We start from the raw sequence: 18,666 nt of genomic DNA, 5'->3' as shown, positions 1-18,666 counted from the left end.
AATTTCACCTTAGTTGGCGGAACAATTAGCAGTTTAGGACAATTAGCCGCCCCCGCCGGACATTTAAAAATAGCCGCCGTAAATGGGGATGCAACAGTGCGGGATGGGTTGGCGCAGTCGGCTATTTTATTGGCGAATAATCATTTAATTTTAGAAGAGAGTCAGTTAGTCACCCCTGGGGATTTAATCTTATTGGCGGGGGATACGGTGCGAGTGCGCGATAGTGTAGAAACTCCGTTTATTGCCCATGCGGGTGGGAATCTTTATATTCAAGGAAATCAAGGCATTGATATTCTGGCATTGAATCATCCGGGAACGCCGTTTCAGAGTGGTGGGGATTTGAGTTTAGTTAGTAATGGGGTGATTTCGGGGGATGCTCATTTTGCTAGTGGGGGTCAGTTTGCGATTCTGAATTTAGCGGGAGAACCCGGTAATTTTATCAGCTTATATGACCCAATTATAAGTTCTGAAGGGGATGTGGTTTTAGGGGATTATACAGGCGCTTCACTTTTAATCGAAGCCACCGGAAGCATCAAGACAGGAAATGTCATAATTACTCAAGCTGATATATCTTTAAATGATACGAATGACCCCACTGACTCAGATATTGCTATATTGACAAGTGAGCCGTCGTTGATTCTGCGATCGGGAGTCGATAATCTAAAATATCCGGTAACTCCGCCAAATCTACCCCAGCCACCCCAGCCACCACCAACAAACTCCACATTCAAGTATAAGAACTATTTTCAAGGAGCGGTTACTTCAGAATGGTCTAATACCAAAACAGAAACAACACCCGCCGGATGTACAACCTGTACAACTTTCCTGGGACCCTTTGGTCAAGAAACGGTAAGCTTAACACTTAATAATCTTCCTTCACCTGCCCAGGTTACAGGATCTTTTGATCTATATATTATTGGATCATGGGACGGTAACGATACCTTTGTGACTAGTGGACCCGATGTTTGGCAGTTGAGTATTGATGGTAATGTGTGGGTAAACGCAACGTTTAGTAATGTCAACAGTAAACAGTCATTTCCTGATGATTATCTTCAAGGAGAACATCCGTCCCATCAATCTGCTGATGCGATAAACGAATTGGGATACACGTCTTCAACTATCCCTGATTTAACCTTTGGTGACTCAATTTACACGATAGAGTTTTCCCTTGAACACACATCAAACTCTCTACAAATAGATTTTGCTAAATTACCACCCGGAGAAGTGCTTGAAAATGAAAACTGGGGCATCGATAATATCGAAATAGTGGCGGAAGCTTCCTCAACACCCCCAGTCACACCACCGGATAATAGCTCAACTTTACCCTCTTTCACGACTTCTGTAAAACCGTCAGATGGCAGTATCACCACAGTTAATATTGAAACTCTAGGAGGACGAGTTATCTTAGACGCAACCAGTGATATAAATTTGATTGGGGGAATTACCTCAAATGGTGGCGAGATTAGTATCAATAGTGATAGTTCCGTTAATGCCACGGGAGTGATTATCGACTCCACGAATAGTGACGGAACGGGCAACAGTGGTAATATTGACGTCACAGCACAGTCAGTTTTCCTCGCTGATGGTGCCCGATTACTTTCTAGAGTAGTTGGTAACAATCAGGGAGGAAATATCACGGTAAAGGCTTCTGAGTCAGTCAACCTGACGAATTCATTGCTGACGGGAAATTCAACAGGTTTGTTTGCTACCTCTAATGGGAGTGGTGAACCGGGAAATGTTTTCGTAGAAACTCCAGAGTTAAATCTTCAAGGAAGAGCCAGAATATTAACAGAAGCTTACGATATAGGAAATGCTGGAGAATTAAGGATTGAAACTGACCGTTTAAGCCTTCAGGGTGGTGCTAGAGTATCAGCTTTAACCTCGGGTCAAGGTAAAGGAGGAAATATAATCATCGAGGCTACGGAGTCTATTCAATTAATCGGTAGTGATGGAACATTTCCCAGCGACCTGACGACTAATGCCCTGACAAATGGACTGTTTAAGCCAGGAGATGCCGGAAATTTAACTATTAATACCAATCAGTTAATTGTGCAAGATGGGGCAATCGTAACCGCTTCCACAACCACAGCAGGTGAGGGAGGAGATTTAACAGTAAATGCCTCAACAGTGCAACTCAGTAGAACAGGTATCTTGAACAACGGTGATGAAATTCCTACTGGTTTATTTACTGATACCAGTAACATTGGTAATGCTGGAGATTTAACCATTAACACCACGAACTTGATTGTGGAAGATGGCGCGATAGCCTCAGCGTCTACCTTTGGTCAAGATGGTCAGGGAAGTCAAGGAGGAAATTTAATCGTGAACGCTTCTTCTGTTGAACTCCGGGGACGTTCCGATAGAGGTTTATCTAGTGGTTTGTATGCTCAAACCTTTGGGACTGGTCAAGCCGGAAACTTGACAATTAATACACAAGATTTAATTGTACGGGAACAAGCCAGAGTTACCGTAGCGGCTGGGGGAGCGACACAAGTAAGAGTTCCGGCAATTCCCGCCGTTCTGTTGGATATTTTGTCTAATCTTGAGATTCCACCAATTAGTCAAGCCACAGGGGATGCTGGGAATATAGGAATCACAGCAGACAAAATAATATTAGAGAATCAGGGCGCTATTATCGCTGAAACCGAAGCAACCGAGGGTGGTAATATTACCCTCAACGCCAACGATATACTACTCCTACGCCATAACAGTTCAATTTCCACCACCGCCGGAACTGCCCAAGCTGGCGGAAATGGAGGTAATATCCGGATTAATTCTCCCTTTATTGTCGGGCTTCCTTGGGAAAATAGCGATATTACCGCCAACGCATTCTTGGGGAATGGGGGGAGAGTTGATATTACCGCCAACAAAATTTATGGACTCGAATTTCGCTCTCGCCTGACTCCCCTTTCTGACATTACCGCCAGTTCAGAATTTGGCGAACAAGGAGTCGTGGAAATCAGCACCTTAGAAATTGACCCCGACACCGGATTACTGCAATTACCTCCCCCAGCTTCTCCCCCAGAATTTGTCAATTTCTGTCAAGGGCGTTCTGACCAAACTCCCAGCCATTTTATCATCAGTGGACGCGGCGGAGTTCCGCCCACGATTTCCCAAGTAACGGGAACAGATAACGTGTGGGAAGATTTACGTCCATTGACTCCCAGTAGTGATAACTCTCCGGCAAAAATTGAACCCGTAACCCAGAGGAGTTCAACGCCAATAATTGAGGCTCAAGGCTGGATAAAGTTACCCGATGGAACAATCGTTCTCACCGCCCAAGCGCCTAATGTTACCCCTAATACGGGTTGGCAAAATCCGCTACATTGTCAAAGTGCGGTTGAGTGATGAACGGGAGATAATGATTAGGGATGAGATTGAGTTGGTGAGGCGTGAGGGATACCCAAATATAGGGGCGAACGTAGGGGCGCACCGACGTGCGCCCTGATGGACTTCATCTTAGGAGCAACGCTATATATTTTTTAACGCAGAGGAACGCAGAGGTTGACGCAGAGGTTCGCAGAGGGATGGGGATGTGGGGAGGTGAGGGGTTGAGAGTTCTGAAATAAATAGGAGGTGGCTGACTGATGACGTTTATTAATCCGAAAACTGATTTTGCCTTTAAGAAAATTTTTGGCTCCAAGAAAAGTAAGGAAATTTTGATTAGTTTCCTGAATGCTATTCTGTATCAGGAACAGGAAACCATTCAAGACCTAGAAATCCTTGACCCTTATCAATCGCCTCGTATTCAGGGAATTAAGGATTCCTATTTAGATGTTAAAGCCGTCATCACCGGAAACAAAACCGTCATCATTGAAATGCAGGTACTCAACGTTTTAGGATTTGAAAAACGAGTCCTGTATAATGCCGCAAAAGCCTTTTCCATTCAATTGGGAGTCGGGGAAGATTACAACTTATTAAATCCGGTAATTGCCTTAACCATTACCGACTTTGAGATGTTCCCCAACAGTACCAACGTCATCTCTCGCTATTGCCTCAAGGAGAAAGAAACCTTAACTGATTATACCGATGATATTGAATTAGTCTTTGTCGAATTACCCAAATTCAATAAAACCCTGGAGGAATCAGAAACCTTAACCGATAAATGGCTCTACTTTCTCAAATTCGCTAACACCTTAAAAGACGTGCCGCCGCCAATGGCAACGATTCCCGCCATTAAACAGGCATTTACCATTGCCAGACAGAGTAAACTAACCAAGCGAGAGTTAGAAGCCTTGGAGAAGCGAGAGATTTTTATTCAAGATAGTTACAATGCGATTCGCAAAGCCAAACTGGAAGGAAAAGAGGAGGGTATGCGTGAAAAAGCGATTGCCATTGCCCGTGAACTCCTCGATGTTTTAGACATGGAAACAATCAGTCAAAAAACCGGATTAAGTATTGCCGAAATTCAAGAGTTAACCTAGATGTAACTAACTTAAAGTTGGTGGGCAATGCCCACCCTACGGCTTCCCCAAGAAAAAATGACATAACAAATAACCATGAACAAAACCCATCGTCATCTACTAATTGGATTTATTCTAGGATTATTCCTATTCACAGGTATCCCCCCTGTCTTATCCCAAATTAATCCAATTACCCCCCCTATCCAATCCGCCGCACAATCTATAGCCCAAGGAAGAACCTTTTACGCCGCCAAAGAGTATCAACAAGCCATTCACCTCTGGCGACAAGCCGCCCAAGGCTATGAAACCCAAGGGAATACCCTGCATCAAGCCCAGGCATTGAGTTATCTGTCCTTAGCCTATCAGAAACTGCACCACTGGACAGACGCCGACGCTGCAATCACAGCCAGTCTGAGTCTATTAGATACCGTAGCAGAATCAACAGAGCGATCGCGCCTTTATGCTCAAGCCCTGAATCACCGAGGTCGTCTAGAATTAGCCTTAGGGCGGGCGGAATCGGCATTAGCCACCTGGAAGCAGGCGACGCAAACCTATCAGCAACTCGATGATGACATCGGAGTCAAAGGTAGCCTATTCAACCAAGCCCAAGCCATGGAAGCCTTAGGACTATATCGTCGCGCCTGTCAGATTTCGCTGCAAGCCCTTCAGGTAGACAATCACTGCAACTTATCTGAGTCAGGGGAATTAAACGCCGCCGTTAACACCCTTACCCAGCAATCTCAACCCGCGTTTACCGTTGTCGGGTTACGCCACTTAGGAAATGTTCTCCGCCTGGTTGGTCACTGGCAAGACTCCCAAGACATTTTACAACAAGCCTTAGCCCTAGCCAAACAAATCAACTCCCCATCTGACCAAAGTGCCACATTACTTAGTTTAGGCAAAACCCAATACACCTTATATCGCCAAGCCAAAGACTTATGGGAGAGAAGCAATATAACCCAGAATCGCGAAACTGCCAAAGAATGGGCAAGGAAAGCCTTAAACACCTATCAGCAAGCCGCCGCCATCAACACCGACTCCACCACCTTACCCCTAGAAGCCCAACTGCATCGACTCCATTTATTAATCGAGTTTCAGCAGTGGTTACAAACCCTAGAAAAAACCGATACAACCGCCAACCCCGCCGAATTTCCCCCTCAAATTAAATCCCAAGTTGAGACATTAATCAACAGTCCCCTTGCCAACTTACCGCCCAGTCAAATCGCCATTTATAGCCGACTCAAGTTTGCCCAAGATTTACTAAAATTACCCCAGTATGACCCAAACTTGAGTCATGCCCTTGATTATACCCAAGTCGCCTTAAATCAAGCCAAATCCCTACAAAACCAACGGGCAGAATCAGACGCATGGGGTACACTAGGTCACATTTATGAACACAATCAACAATGGTCAGATGCCCAAACCTTGACCCATCAAGCCCTCGGTTTAGCCCAATCCCTTAACGCCGACGACTTAGCCTATAAATGGTTATGGCAATCGGGACGAATTTATTGGCAACAGCAGCAAAAAGAAAACGCCATTCCTGCTTACGACGCATCAATTAAGCTGCTGAATTCCGTGCGCCGAAACTTACTAGCCATTAACCCCGGTGTGCAGTTTTCCTTCTTAGACGATGTGCAACCCATTTATCAAGAATTCCTAAAAATATTATTACAACCCGACGCCAATCTCGACCATCTCCGCCAAGCCACACGCATCAGCGAAGCCCTACAACTGGCTGAACTCGAAGACTTTCTCCGCTGTAGCTTCACCAACTTAGTCCCCATTGACCAAAGTGAAAATCCGCCCACTGCAATTATTTATCCCATTTTACTCGAAGACCGCCTGGAAGTTCTAGTTAAATCGCCCCAATCTAACTCATCTCCAGGAAACGTTTATCGGTATACCACCCAAGTTTCTGCCCAAGAATTTAGCCAAACCCTCTACGACTTACGCCAACAATTAGATGACCCCCAAAATCCAGTAGACCGCTTAATTTTACCCCCAGCCCAAAAACTCTATAACTGGTTACTCCAATCAGCGCAGGCTAACTTACCCCAACAGGGAACCCTCGTCTTTGTTCTCGATAGCACCCTACAAAATCTCCCCATTTCCATTCTCCACGATGGTCAACATTACCTAGTCGAAACCTATAACATTACCGTTAGCCTAGGGTCACAATTACCCAACCTTAAACCCTTATCCCCAACCCATTGGCAAGGACTACTAGCAGGAATTAATAAAAAAGCCGAGAGTTACCCGCCCAAACTACCCGCCTTATTCAATGTCTGGGAGGAACTGAATCAGATTCACAACACCATTCCCAGCCAACTTCTAAAAAACGAACAATTTACCCAAACCAACCTCCAAAACCAACTCATTGACCATCCATTTTCCGTGATTCATCTAGCCACCCACGGCGAATTTAGTTCAGATGCAACCAAAACCCTCATCTACGCTTGGGACAAAAAAATACCCGTAGAAAAATTTGGTCAACTGTTGCAACAGAGAGAACAAACCCGCAGCGAACCCATTCAATTATTAGTCCTCAGCGCCTGTCAAACAGCATCTGGTGATAAACGTGCCGCCTTAGGATTAGCCGGAGTCGCCTTAAGAGCAAATGCCAGTAGTACCGTCGCCAGTTTATGGCGCGTCAGCGATACCTCCACCGCCCAATTAATGGACGAATTTTACCAGCAATTAAGCCAAGGCACTCACAAAGCCGAAGCCCTAGCCAACGTGCAACGAAAATTCATAAATAATCCCGATAATCCATCCCATCAACATCCTTACTATTGGGCAGCATTCATCCTAGCCGGAAACTGGTTTTAATCCTTCGTAGTAAGGGAACCTTAGCCCTAGCTCTATTTCCGACATCAACCCAAATCATTCAATCCCTCTGCGTACCTCTGCGCTAACCTCTGCGCTCCTCTGCGTTAAAAAATATAATTCTCATGCCAACAAAATACAGAAGAAAATGAATTACACCTAACTAGCGTTAATGTTCACTGTACGCTTGAAATACTGTACGAAAACGTAGAATTAAGTTCGTAGTAGGGGAACCTTAGCCTAGCTATATTTCCCGCATCAACCCAAAGATACTGAGGTTAAACCGGGCGCACTGACGTGCGCCCCTACGTCAAATCAATTTAATCGCCGCATCGCTTTTTCCACAGTCTCAATCCGCTGTTGAGCACCAATCGCCTCATATCCCGCCTTAGCGTCTTGATACCAACGCCGCGCTTCTTCATAATTATTATCCATTTCATAAACTTCGCCTAGAAACTGGGCAACTTGCGGAGTCAATTCAGCATTATTTAACTGCTGATAATTGCTGTAGGCTGCTGTTAACACCTCAACAGCTTGCGGTAATTTTTCCTGCGCCACAAAAGCTCTCGCCAGTCCAATTTGCGCCTGGGCAAGTCCGGCAATATCTTGACGACTTCTTGCCAAATCTAGGGATTCTTGATAGACTAATTCTGCTACTCGCGGTAGCTCCAATCGATTATATAAATTCCCTAGACTCTGGTAAACCTGCAAACTCTGGCTATTATTCTCAATCGCCTTTGTTAGCGTTTGAATAGCTAGAGTCATCAAGTCATAGTCTTGGTAAACCTGGGCAAGTTGCAAAGCCATTTCATCTGCACTCAGATTCTGCAGGCGAATCTCTTCCACCTCAACCATCACCGATTCAGCTTGGCTAGGTGTCATCAGTCTAAACATAGATTTCCCAGCTTTTCCATCCGCCTCAACCATCAATTCATAATTAATCCCGGCGGTTAATGGGGATTGATTGGCTGGATAGGGAATTTCCGTGTCTCGCACATTCGGTAATTCCCAGACAGTTTCCCCCGATCGCAACAAACGCACGGTATACTCTTGAGTATCAGGTAGCGGTGTCCAAGATAGGGTAGGTTGCGGATTTAGCAGAGAACCTCTGGGAGGAGTGATAATCCGAATATCCGTCAAACCACTGCGACGAGGGAAACGACAAGGACCATTTTCTGGGCAGATTGGTTTGGGGTTTTGGGTATCCGCGATCGCACGTTGCCAAACAATACTCTCGATTCCCGTTGCTAGGGCGAATGCAACCGTCAAGGGAAATAATATCTTAAGTTTCATGTTAACACAACAGCATGGTAGCAGCAGAAGACATTATTTTAATTGTAGAGACGTTGACGGCTACATTTCTACAGATATTTTATCAGACATAACCCATTGAATCAGGGCGGGTTTATAAACGTGAATCTCATACCCAGAAACCTGAGAAGTAAAACCCGCCCCTACCAACCCATTTGGGATCATCAATCACTTAGTTGTGCCTTTAAATATTCTAATGCATCAGTTTGCCATACTTGTACTTCTGGTAATCCTCCCGACTCAGCATTGCGACAGTTTTTCCAAGATATCAATGCTTTTTTATAATCGCCTTGTTTTTGCCATATTTGGGCGATAATACAGTGTGACGCCGCTTGTTTATTATCTAATTTAATGGCTTTTTGTAAATAGTTTTCGGCGTCTTGGTAGCGATTTTGTTCCAGACGCGCCCAACCGAGATTTTTGTAGAGTACAGATTGGAGGCTATTTTTGTCCCTGTCCTCTAAGTCAAGAGTTTCTGTTTGCTGCAAAGCCTTGAGTAGGAGGTTAACAGCTACATCGTAACTACGCTTTTGCCAAATTTGCAAGCGGGCAAAATTATTCGTTGCATCGATACCGACATAACCGTTATCCTGCATAGCAAGTTTATATTCAGCCAGCGCCTGTTCAAACTTTTCGTCATCCTCGTAAAGAATTCCTAAATTATAGTGAATCGTTGCCTCTGTTTCAGCGTCTGGCTTTAGGTTTAAAGCTTGAATAAATTGTTGTTTTGCACATTTAAAATCTTTTTGATACTTACAAACCAGTCCCAAATCACTACGGGCTATGGCACTATTAGGATTGATTTTAACCGCTCGTTCCAAATTTAGTCTAGCTTGTTCTAAGCGAAGTTCCATGAGAGCTTCTCGTCCCTGTTTAAAATAATACTGGAATCGCCAAGGTTGTGATAACTGATATCCGCCAATTCCCATGATTCCTAGAGTAATAATAGTGGCAATTCCTTTAGGCGATCGCACCCAGCACAAAAAACCCCGCAACCACAGACTGACGCTAGTTAATCCTTGCGCGATCGCTTGCACATCTTGGGGACGATTTACCACCGCATCTGCCATCAAATCATCGATAAACTCGGCTAAAGGTTTAGAGATTTGTGGTGCTTTATCTTGCCAAATTAACTGACCTGTATTATGATTAATAGGTAGACAACTAGGTGGTTTATTAGTAAGTAAATGAACCAACGTGCGTCCCAAGGCATAAAAGTCGGATTGGGGCAAACATTTACCCTGCCTTTGTTCCGGTGCGGTGTATCCTTCTGATATAATCTTGGTTAATTCAACATCTCCCCGAAGTTTAGCTAAATACGTCCCGGTAATCTCCCGCACACTGCCAAAATCAATTAACACCAATCTGCCATCCGGTTTCAGGATAATATTACTGGGTTTAATATCCCGATGAAAGAATTGGTTTTGGTGCAGGTAATCAACAATTTCTAGAAGTTGTTTCAGCCAATTAAGCGCTAATGATTCAGAAATCGCCCCATACTGTTTCGCCCACGCTTCTAAATTTTGTCCCTCTATTTTTTCCAAAACTAGGCAGTGTAATTCGGTAGTAGTATTAACAGAAACCGTAAAATACCCATCACTCTCCACCTTGGGAATCCCTGGATGGTTTAAAAGTTCCAGCGTTAAAGCTTCCCGTTCAAACAGTTCGACTAATTTGTCATGATTATCTTTAAGAACCTTCATCACTTTTCGGGTTCCCTGATCATCCACCTCAAAGATATCGGTATATTTCCGCGAATCTAATCGGCGTAGGGGTTGAATTAACCGATATCGGTCATAAATCAATAGTGGAGTGCCGCAGGTTTGGCAACACTTCAATTCATCGGGATTTTGACGCTGTTTACAGTGGGGATTAATACAGTAAATCACATAGTTATTAAGGGTAGAAGGGTCAACCTGTAGAGACGTTGCATGCAACGTCTCTACAACTCATTCATTTTGTAGGTTTTCACATATTTCCTAATAATCGGCTGTAAAGTAAAAAAAGGTTCGCTAGTCTTTTTCCCGTCCCCCCCAGTCTTCTCAATTAGATTTCGTCCCCGTAAGGAGTTCAGTACCTCTAATAATTCCGAAAACGAGATAGAATTATTTTTTTGTAACGTTCTCAGGGATAGAGGCTTATCTTGACTAGCTAAACTCTGTATAATCTCTTGCTCTAAATCAGATAACTTCTCAAACTGTCTGTCTAAGTTTTCCCGAAAGATATCATCGACTAAAATAGTTTGTAAATTGGTGAATTCAACCACATCCCCATTAAAATACTCTTGAATCGTCGCAGCGACTAACTTTAAAGCTAAAGGATTACCTTGATAATCCCGAATCAAACTATCCCATTTTTCCTCACCAGTTAAACCGTTTTCGGCTAAAATATTGCGGGCGGCGGCGTCGGGTAAACGGTTAAGTTGTAAGGAATGAACAGAGGGACGAGTTGTTTCTAAGCGTCGGATATCTCTCAGGGTTTCTTGAGAACAAAGTAATAAGCAACTTTGATGGGACGATTCACCAACTTGTCTCAGGAGTAACCCGTATTCCTCATAGTCGGAACTATAGCGTCCAAATCTATCGCCACTTCGCACAATTGTCTCCACATCATCGAGGATAAATAGACAACGGTGTTGGCTTAAATAATCCCGCAACTGGGAGAGTTTCTTATTGAAGTCTGTAGATAAATCTGATTCCTCCTGATTTCCCAAAGCGATAAGCCAATCCGCTAAAAGGGTGTCTAGGGGTAGCGGATTCCTCAGCGATCGCCAGATAATAAAGTCAAACTCCTCCTCTATATCCTGCGCCAAGTTCACCGCCAACGTGGTTTTACCAATTCCACCCATTCCCAGGATGGCGACTAAGCGCGAGTTATCCTTGATAATCCATTGCTTGAGGCTTTTCAGTTCATCTTGACGCCCATACATCACCGAGACATCCGGCGCTTCTCCCCAATCTCGACGCCGAGAGGACTGAGTTTGGCGGGTTTGATAAGCAGATATCAGACGTTGTTTCAATTCCACTAACTTACCAGGACCGGTTCCGGTAATCTCAAACTTGCGATAAACTTCACCCAGTCGTTTCCGTAAGGCGATAGGAGTGATCCCCAGAGATCTAGCAATCTGATCCTGAGTTGACTTGCCTGTCAAGACTAACAATAACGTCTCCAGTTCAGTGTCAGACACACCGCGTTCGTCGGTCAAGGTTTTCAGGAATTCAGGGGGAATTGGGGAAGTCAATGTCGTTAGTTCTCACGTCAAGCTGCACTTTTAATTATAGACTGTGAGATTTAAGGTCTGTTCTCGTCCCAGGCTAGGAACGACGCTAAGGCTAATTATGACAAATGGTCAATGACAAATGACAATGGACAGCGATACAATCAATTATCTTGGCTTTAGCTGACCCATCCGCTAATGTGATCTATCATGCAGCCCATCGGTTATTTTACCGTTGAGCCTACTCATCCCGTTTTCTGCTTATGCAACTGTATACATCCCGGCGTCGAACCAAGATTGTAGCCACGATTGGTCCTGCTACCAGTCATCCAGAGGTGCTAAGAGAATTGATTAAAGCAGGTGCCACGACTTTGCGGCTCAACTTTTCCCATGGCACTCATGATGACCATCAGCGTAGCATTCGCCTGATTCGCCAAACGGCATTTGAACTGAATCAACCTGTGGGTATCCTGCAAGACTTACAAGGACCGAAAATCCGCCTGGGCAAATTTGAGAACGATTCGATTACACTAGAACGAGGAGATCGCTTCACCTTAACCAGTGAACCCCTGCTCGGCACTCAGGAGATCAGTTCCGTCACTTATCAACCCCTCGCCGATGAAGTCCCCAATGGTGCCACAATTCTCTTGGATGATGGCAGAGTAGAGATGCGGGTGGAAGAGATTAATCGCCACAAACGCGCCTTACATTGTCGGGTAATTGTCGGTGGTAAGCTTTCCAATAACAAAGGGGTCAACTTTCCAGGGGTCTACCTCTCCATTCGCGCCCTCACGGATAAAGACCGCCGGGATTTGATGTTTGGCTTAGACCAAGGTGTAGATTGGGTAGCCCTTAGCTTTGTTCGTAATCCCCAAGATGTGCTGGAAATCAAAGAATTAATTAACAGCGCCGGGAAAGATGTTCCGGTTATTGTCAAGATTGAAAAGCACGAAGCCATTGAACAAATGGAGGCTATCCTCTCCCTCGCCGATGGGGTGATGGTGGCTAGGGGTGACTTGGGGGTAGAATTACCCGCTGAGGATGTGCCTATCTTGCAAAAGCGGTTGATTACCACCGCCAATCGTCTGGGAATTCCCGTGATTACCGCCACCCAGATGTTGGATAGCATGGTTAATTCCCCGCGTCCCACCCGTGCGGAGATTTCCGATGTGGCAAATGCCATCCTAGACGGAACCGACGCGGTAATGCTGTCTAATGAAACAGCCGTAGGGAACTATCCCGTAGAAGCCGTATCGACGATGGCAAAAATTGCCACCCGTATCGAACAAGAGGAAATTGTGCGGAATATGGAAGATACCCGCCGCTCAATTCCCAATGCGATTTCCCAAGCCGTGGGTCAAATTGCCGAACAGTTACAAGCGGCGGCGATTATGACCCTAACCAAGACGGGTTCTACAGCTCGAAATGTCTCCAAGTTTCGCCCCTGTACCCCGATTCTGGCGGTGACTCCCCATGTTGATGTGGCTCGACAACTGCAACTGGTTTGGGGAATTCGCCCCCTATTGGTGTTGGATTTACCCTCAACGGGTCAGACATTCCAAGCCGCGATTAATGTCGCCCAGGAAAAACAGCTACTCTGTGAGGGTGATTTAGTGGTGATGACTGCGGGAACGCTGCAAGGGGTTCCGGGTTCTACGGATTTAATTAAAGTGGAAGTGGTGACAGCTATACTGGGTCAAGGCATTGGCATTGGCAAAGGATCAGTGAGTGGTTTAGCGCGGGTGGCGTATAGTGCTGGAGAAGTGAACCACTTTAATCCGGGTGAAATCCTGGTGGTTCCGTCAACCAGTGCGGATTTTGTCGATACTATGCGTAAAGCCTCAGGGGTAGTGACAGAGGAAGATAGTTTAACCAGTCACGCGGCGATAATTGGTATGCGCTTAGGAGTTCCCGTGATTGTTGGGGTCAAGAATGCTACCCAGAGGATTCGTGATGGGGCGATTATCACCCTGGATACCCAGCGCGGTTTAGTCTACTCCGGGGCGATGGCGGCGAGTCCAAGTAGCAGTGGGGCGGTCATGGTGTGATAATTACAGTGTGGTGTAGGGGCGGGTTTAGGGACTTGCGTTTCGCTATTGATGATCACCTTTGTACAAAACCCGCCCTGAGATGGTGCAAGCATGTTGAATTATGGCTGGCTGAATAAGTTGTGGGGTGATGGGGTGATGGGGAGACGCTGACCGGCTTGTAGTAGGGAAGCTTAGCCCTAGATTTGGTTGGGTTTCCTTGCGTCAACCCAACCTACAACTACTACCCCTGTACTGCACCTGTAAACAATTCAAGTTTTTCGCTTTGTTTGATAAACTTGTATAAGTCGATCAATCCCTTTGAATCGATACTCATCCATTAGTTCTAACCCTTGCTTGTGCGTCAGTAAAACATAAGTATCTTCACTCAGTACACATTCCCCAGGTGGACAGATAGCTTCCATTCGAGCCGCCAGATTAATGGTTGCGCCTAAGGCGGTATATTCTACCCGTTGAGAACTCCCCACATCTCCTACCACAGCTTTTCCACTATTGACTGAAATCCGTAATTGTAAGGGTTCCGGTAATACCTCATCGGCATTGAGTTTATCTAGACGATTCAGCATTCCCTTCGCTGTAGCCAAGGCGCGGTCAGCATGATCCGGTTGAGATTCAGGAGCGCCAAAAAATGCCATAATGCAATCGCCAATATATTTGTCGAGGGTGCCATTAAAAGCAAATACTTCTTGTAGCATCTCCTCAAATAAACTATTGAGCAATTGGGCAATTTCTACGGGACTTAACCGTTCTGAGAGCGCGGTGAAGCCGACAATATCGGCAAATAGAATACTGATTTCGCTTTCGGCTGGAGGTAAGCGACCATCGGGTAATGTTTTATAGGCAATGAGTTGTTGAACGACGGCGGGTGAGTGATAGCGTTCTAGCCGTTGGCGAATTATTTCTTCGCTGGTGAGTTTCTGGGTCAAGAGCCAGCGTTGTACACTGGATGCCACGAGATTGGCTAAGGTAGAAAAAAAGCTGAGGTCTTCTTCGCCTTCTTGAGTCCAATGGGTTGACGAGTGATGGGCATCGGCATAGAGTACCCCAACTACCTTATTTTCATCCCAAAGGGGAACTGCGATCGCGCTGCGAATTCCTTTGTACAGAATACTGACTTCTCCCTCAAAGCGTTGGTCAGCTTGGGCATCTGCCGTTTGAATGGCGACTTTTTCAGTGAAGACTTTTTGACATATACTACGACTAATCCAATGGCTGGACTCGGCTAAGGTTTGCTGCTGATTGACGTTTCTGGATGCAGCATTGAGTAATTCCAGTTGCCTTGAACCCGTCACATCTACCAATAAAGCGATACGTTCGATGCTTTCGAGATAGCGAAATACCACATCCTTTACCCGTGAGAAAATGGCTTCGATGGATTCAGCCGCACTTAAACTTTTCGCTATCTCTACCAAATCTTTGAGGCGAGCAATGGTTGTTTCCTTGACACTAAGATCATCACCTTTATCTTTTGCTTGTATCCATTGCTGTTGCAATTCTTTGACACTGCGAAGGATCGTAGCTTCTGCGGGCATCCGTTCTACTTGGGCTGTTTTGCCTGGAGACGGATCAGCCAAAACAACCACCAGGCTGACATCCCCCAACCAAATCACATCCCCGTTTTTCACCAGTTGAGGCGAGGTCACTAGGCGTTCGTTTAGCAGCGTTCCGTTTTTGCTCCCCATATCCTTAATCATCCAATTCTCGGTTGCCGTTTTCAAAAGGCGGGCATGATATCGGGATACCCCTTCGTAGGGCAAGGTTAAGTCGCACTCCGGTAAGCGACCAATTGTAAATACATCCTGATTTACTGTCACCGTTTTTTTAGTATTTCCTTGTTGCAGGCGCAGTTTGAGTTCAGCCATACCTAGATACGTCCTGGAAGCGAATGTGGGGCGCAAAAAGCTTTCCGATAATCCATCAGTTATTTGTTTTAATATTCAAGCCATTGGGGTAAACTTGGGTTTTCCATTCCTTATTATAATGATAGGCGCATTACTAGACCAACGTTACCAAGTGGTTTAGGTTCTAGGACAAGGTGGATTGGGTCATACATATCTGGCACAAGACACCCACCGACCTAGTAATCCGACTTATGTGGTCAAACACCTCAAACCTGCCTACCAGCGAACCGGACTTTTTACAGAGTGCCAGACGCCTGTTTAATCGGGATGCTGAAATCCTGAAAAAACTTGGCACTCATGACCAGATCCCTCGGCTGTTAGCTTACTTTGAGGATAACCAAGAGTTTTATTTAGTACAATATTTGATTGCCGAACATTCCCTAGGTGTGGAACTGCAACCCCTATTATTGATGTGGATAATCTGTGTGGGCAATAAAAGCTCCATAATAGATGCTAAATCGGCAAAATTTTATCACAGAAGCAATTATAAATTTATGAATTTTTCCTAAGATATAGCGTCGAATTGTTTCAATTCTTAAAGAATTCGTAGCTGTCATGGCAGTCGATGTCAATACTTTCATGAGTTAGCCTCCTTGCCGACAACATCTTTGCCTCCCTAGCGGACTGTTGCTCCGGGCGTGCAAGACTTGAGTAATCAGGGATAGAGTGCATCATCAAATCCCCTGTTTTCATTTTAGGTTAAATCGGTTACATCGTTTTCTCAATCCATCGGCTGTGAGCCACGCGATCGCATCTCTATTGCCAGCCTCAAGGTTTGGTGATAACAGATGCTGGCTCAACAGCTTACCCAGCAATGGGTTTCTCTGTAAAAGATTAATCTATTATTTAATCGTTAAAATGTCAGCACCATAACATATATACACTGTTTTATAACCTAAATTATTCTAGAGGAAAAGATAGATCAAGTTTTCCAACAATGCATTCTGAGAAATACCTAAATCTTTATCGAAACTTTATAGGAATTTAATAAAACCTGTTAGATAATGGTCTTTAAGTAGAGGCGGGTCTTGCATTGTGTTTAAATTTACTATTGTCATTACCACCTATAATCGTTTGTTTCTGTTACAACGAGCCGTTGAATCAGCATTGTCACAAACCTTACCCTGTGAAGTGATTGTTGCTGACGATGGTTCCTCAGATGGTACAGAGGCATACATCCGTAGTCTAGGCGATCGCGTAGTTTATCACCGCAATCCAGTTAACTTGGGACATTGCGCCACGATGAACGCCGCCGTTAGGCTAGCTCGGGGGGATTGGATTAAACCTATTGACGATGATGACTATCTTGCCCCCAATTGTATCGAGGAATTGACCCACGCGATCGCCAGGTATCCCCAAGCGGTTCTGTGTTCCTGTCAAGGTATACAAGTCAACGACAAGGGTAGAGAAGTAACACGCACCCAACCGATAAGCGATGCTCCAATTGATTATGTGCCTCAGTCTGAGATTCATTATCGGATGCTTCTAGAGCAACTGCCCTTTGGTACACCTGTACAAGTTGCCTTTCGCAAAGATGCCTTTTGTAAATCGGGCGGTTGGGATTCCAGCTTTGAAGTGAACTACGATGATATTGACTCATGGGTGAAAATTGCTCAATATGGAGATGCCATCCTGGTTAATCAGCATTTAGCCTACCGGACATTATGGCATCAAGGGAATCATCTCAAGTTTTCCCTACAACAGCGCCTGCAAAAGCATATCTCGATTAAAGAAAAAATTTATAGATTTGTCCATCCCAAGTACCATCACTCTCTTCCTCCGCTTCAAGATATTCAGGATTTTTTGACGTTGTACTGGAGTTTAGTGGGCTTCAAGCAAGGAAAATTTTCTGACGCTTTTACCCTGCTATTTCCCGCTCTGTTTTCTCGGAAAGCTTGGCAGCTATTAACTCAAGTGATTTACGCTAGAAAATTTGAGCCAACCTCTGAGCAACATTGCCAAGAACCAATGTCTAAGCGCATGTCTTTATCACCTGAGACATGGTAAGCGAGGCATCCTCTTTCCTCGTCCGTCCTGGAAATGGTTACGGACTTGGGCTTTTCAGCTAATGGTAATTGCTCATAACTTCTAGACCTCCGCGATAGCAGGTCTGGGTAGTTTATCTCCACCAGACGTACAAATTATTGATGGTAGGGAAATAGAGTTTTGAGAATCCGGTCTACACTCCCTTGTCCATAGACTGACTTTTCCTCCTGGGAGTTGGCAGATTCAGGTTCCTCCTCCGTCGTGGACTCACTAGAAGCTATCTGTGAATCAACGGGCGGGTTGACCTCCTGCTGTTTAGGAGGAGATGGAGGAGATGGGATCACCGCTTCTGGAGGATTGGGGCTAACCGGAGGAGTCGCACTTAAGGATACATCAGCAACTTGACGCCCTGAATCGCCAATGACAGACGCGGCGGGAACAACTTGTAATCGCTCAATCGAAGCATTCCAAATCGTAGTCAATGGACCGACACAGGCATTTGCCCCAATTTTACCCTGACCCACGACCAACACACCAGCACCCAGACTGGCTCCGGTTTCTACCTCTAAGGTTCCTTGGTAAGCGTGAATAACTGAACCAGCCCCAATACAAACACCCGCCCCGATAATAATTTTACTCTCAGGATTAGCCCGTAAAATTACTCCCGATGAGATCACAGCACTCGGATCAATAGTTACATCACCTTGAACATAGACATGAGAATGACTGCTCAATGGTAGTGGCAGGGGCAAATGCATTTTATATTTATAGACATTATAAACGTGAAGATAATCAGGTCAATAGAATCAGAAGTTTCTCGATTGTGAAACAGGCAATTTCGGATTATCTCTCCTGCCAAAGAAAGGGATTGAGGATTAAAGATTGTCAATTTATAATTGAACAATTCTGGAGAAAGAATCCCTAGGAGATCTTACCCTATCTCAAATCCCCAATCGAAAATAACCCTTTCT

Annotated in this window: 9 protein-coding genes and 2 pseudogenes; 6 read left to right on the top strand and 5 right to left on the bottom strand. The window is 45.0% G+C overall.

The genetic code is table 11. The annotated features are described in order from the left end of the window. The 3 genes and pseudogenes from RIM23_RS29280 to RIM23_RS29270 form a co-directional block, all read left to right on the top strand. Positions 1-3,348: pseudogene (locus tag RIM23_RS29280) on the top strand (hypothetical protein); the annotation flags it as partial. A 239-nt stretch (positions 3,349-3,587) separates the two neighbouring features. After that, positions 3,588-4,424: an Rpn family recombination-promoting nuclease/putative transposase gene (locus RIM23_RS29275; RefSeq protein WP_446371824.1), complete on the top strand. Its 837-nt coding sequence runs from the start codon at positions 3,588-3,590 to the stop codon at positions 4,422-4,424. Between the two features lie 75 nt (positions 4,425-4,499). After that, the gene (locus RIM23_RS29270) at positions 4,500-7,235 is read left to right on the top strand and encodes a CHAT domain-containing protein (protein ID WP_446371822.1); all 2,736 of its coding nucleotides are present in this window, start codon (positions 4,500-4,502) and stop codon (positions 7,233-7,235) included. Positions 7,236-7,547: 312 nt separating this feature from the next. On the opposite strand, the gene RIM23_RS29265 is transcribed toward RIM23_RS29270, so the two are convergent. From RIM23_RS29265 to RIM23_RS29255, 3 genes are all read right to left on the bottom strand, one after another. Beyond that, positions 7,548-8,525 carry a tetratricopeptide repeat protein gene (locus RIM23_RS29265; protein WP_446371820.1) on the bottom strand — a complete coding sequence of 326 codons (978 nt, stop codon included), beginning with the start codon at positions 8,523-8,525 and terminating at the stop codon, positions 7,548-7,550. Positions 8,526-8,707: 182 nt separating this feature from the next. Continuing rightward, positions 8,708-10,480 (bottom strand): protein kinase domain-containing protein, encoded by a 1,773-nt coding sequence (locus RIM23_RS29260; RefSeq protein ID WP_446371818.1) that lies wholly within the window; start codon positions 10,478-10,480, stop codon positions 8,708-8,710. Between the two features lie 5 nt (positions 10,481-10,485). Next, a complete protein-coding gene (locus RIM23_RS29255; protein WP_446371816.1) occupies positions 10,486-11,784 on the bottom strand; it encodes an NB-ARC domain-containing protein in 1,299 nt (432 codons plus the stop codon). Between the two features lie 239 nt (positions 11,785-12,023). On the opposite strand from RIM23_RS29255, the gene pyk reads away from it, so the two are divergent. Further along, positions 12,024-13,808 carry a pyruvate kinase gene (pyk, locus tag RIM23_RS29250; protein WP_446371814.1) on the top strand — a complete coding sequence of 595 codons (1,785 nt, stop codon included), beginning with the start codon at positions 12,024-12,026 and terminating at the stop codon, positions 13,806-13,808. A 251-nt stretch (positions 13,809-14,059) separates the two neighbouring features. On the opposite strand, the gene RIM23_RS29245 is transcribed toward pyk, so the two are convergent. Then, positions 14,060-15,670 (bottom strand): adenylate/guanylate cyclase domain-containing protein, encoded by a 1,611-nt coding sequence (locus RIM23_RS29245; protein ID WP_446371812.1) that lies wholly within the window; start codon positions 15,668-15,670, stop codon positions 14,060-14,062. A gap of 178 nt (positions 15,671-15,848) precedes the next feature. On the opposite strand from RIM23_RS29245, the pseudogene RIM23_RS29240 reads away from it, so the two are divergent. Continuing rightward, positions 15,849-16,110, top strand: a pseudogene (locus tag RIM23_RS29240) (serine/threonine protein kinase); the annotation flags it as partial. Between the two features lie 634 nt (positions 16,111-16,744). Then, positions 16,745-17,716: a glycosyltransferase family 2 protein gene (locus tag RIM23_RS29235; protein WP_446371810.1), complete on the top strand. Its 972-nt coding sequence runs from the start codon at positions 16,745-16,747 to the stop codon at positions 17,714-17,716. Positions 17,717-17,850: 134 nt separating this feature from the next. Here RIM23_RS29235 and RIM23_RS29230 read toward each other — a convergent pair whose 3' ends face one another. Continuing rightward, positions 17,851-18,429, bottom strand: a complete 579-nt coding sequence (locus RIM23_RS29230; RefSeq protein WP_446371808.1) for a hypothetical protein — start codon at positions 18,427-18,429, stop codon at positions 17,851-17,853. Positions 18,430-18,666 lie beyond the last annotated feature (237 nt).

The organism is Coleofasciculus sp. G3-WIS-01 (assembly GCF_040223135.1).
GTDB lineage: Bacteria > Cyanobacteriota > Cyanobacteriia > Cyanobacteriales > Coleofasciculaceae > Coleofasciculus.
This window is presented reverse-complemented; position numbering and strand designations above follow the sequence as displayed.

Bases quoted from the DNA above. Each gene is read 5' to 3' on its own strand.
- RIM23_RS29275 (WP_446371824.1), top strand. From the start codon at position 3,588: ATGACGTTTATTAATCCGAAAACTGATTTTGCCTTTAAGAAAATTTTT.
- RIM23_RS29245 (WP_446371812.1), bottom strand. From the start codon at position 15,670: ATGGCTGAACTCAAACTGCGCCTGCAACAAGGAAATACTAAAAAAACG.
- RIM23_RS29265 (WP_446371820.1), bottom strand. From the start codon at position 8,525: ATGAAACTTAAGATATTATTTCCCTTGACGGTTGCATTCGCCCTAGCA.
- RIM23_RS29270 (WP_446371822.1), top strand. From the start codon at position 4,500: ATGAACAAAACCCATCGTCATCTACTAATTGGATTTATTCTAGGATTA.
- pyk (WP_446371814.1), top strand. From the start codon at position 12,024: ATGCAACTGTATACATCCCGGCGTCGAACCAAGATTGTAGCCACGATT.